Origin of the sequence: Streptomyces pseudogriseolus, from assembly GCA_002154585.1 — a bacterium.
GTDB classification, from domain to species: Bacteria; Actinomycetota; Actinomycetes; order Streptomycetales; family Streptomycetaceae; genus Streptomyces; species Streptomyces pseudogriseolus.
Map to the genome: position 1 here is coordinate 1 of MUNG01000726.1, position 1111 is coordinate 1111.

2 protein-coding genes are annotated in these 1111 nt (G+C 71.4%); one reads left to right on the top strand and one right to left on the bottom strand.

Features of this window, described 5'->3' with window-relative positions:
- On the top strand, positions 1-464 hold a 464-nt coding region (locus CCN29_RS34365; protein ID WP_143661481.1), incomplete at its 5' end, for a cellulase family glycosylhydrolase.
- A gap of 97 nt (positions 465-561) precedes the next feature.
- Here the strand turns inward: CCN29_RS34365 and CCN29_RS34370 are convergent.
- On the bottom strand, positions 562-1111 hold a 550-nt coding region (locus CCN29_RS34370), incomplete at its 5' end, for an SDR family NAD(P)-dependent oxidoreductase (RefSeq protein ID WP_086686347.1).

Below are 1111 nucleotides of genomic sequence, written 5' to 3' on the forward strand. Positions count from 1 at the left end.
CCGCCGACCCCGACGCGCCCGTCCTCGTCGGCACCCGCGCCTGGTCCTCGTTCGGCGTGTCCGAGGGCGCCGACGAGTCGGAGGTCGTGAACGACCCGGTCGACGCCTCCAACATCATGTACACGTTCCACTTCTACGCCGCCTCGCACCGCGACGAGTACCTCGCCGCCCTCACCCGCGCCGCCGACCGCATCCCCGTGTTCGTCACCGAGTTCGGCACGCAGAACTACGCCGGGGAGGGCGCCGACGACTTCGCGATGTCCCAGCGCTACCTCGACCTCATGGCACGGAAGAAGATCAGCTGGGTCAACTGGAACTACTCCGACGACCACCGCAGCGGAGCCGTGTTCACCCCGGGCACCTGCGCCGCCGACGGGCCCTGGACCGGCACCGGGTCACTCAAGCCGGCGGGCGTCTGGATCCGCGACCGGATCAGGACCCCGGACGCCTTCCACTCCGGGTGATCCCCTGAGGTCAGCAAGGCCGGCACAGGGCCGGCGCCTGTCCCACAGGCGCCGGCCCACCGCTGCGGCGGGGTCACCTCACGGCAGGGGGGTCGTCTCACGGCAGGATCGCGTCCACGTACCCGCCGTCCACGCGCACCGCCCCGCCCGTCGTCGCCGACGCCTGCTCCGAGGCCAGGTACACGACCATGTGCGCGATCTCCTCCGGCTCGATCAGCCGCTGGAGCAGCGACTGCGGCCGGTGCCGGCGCATGAAGGCGCGCTGCGCCTCCTCCCACGGCAGGTCGCGGTCCACCAGCTCGTACACGAAGTCCTCCACCCCGCCCGTGTGCGTGGGACCGGCGATCACCGAGTTCACCGTGACGCCCGTGCCCGCCGCCTGCTTGGCGAAGCCGCGGCTCACCGCCAGCAGCGCGGTCTTCGACATGCCGTAGTGGATCATCTCGGCCGGGGTGACGATCGCCGAGTCGCTGGCGATGTTCTGCACCCGGCCCCAGCCGCGCTCGGTCATCCCCGGCAGGAAGAGCCGGATCAGCCGCACCGCCGCCAGCACGTTCACCTCGAAGTAGCGGCGCCACTCGTCGTCGCTGATCTCCAGCGGGTCGGCGGCGCCGAACACGCCGAGGTTGTTCACCAGCACGTCCACC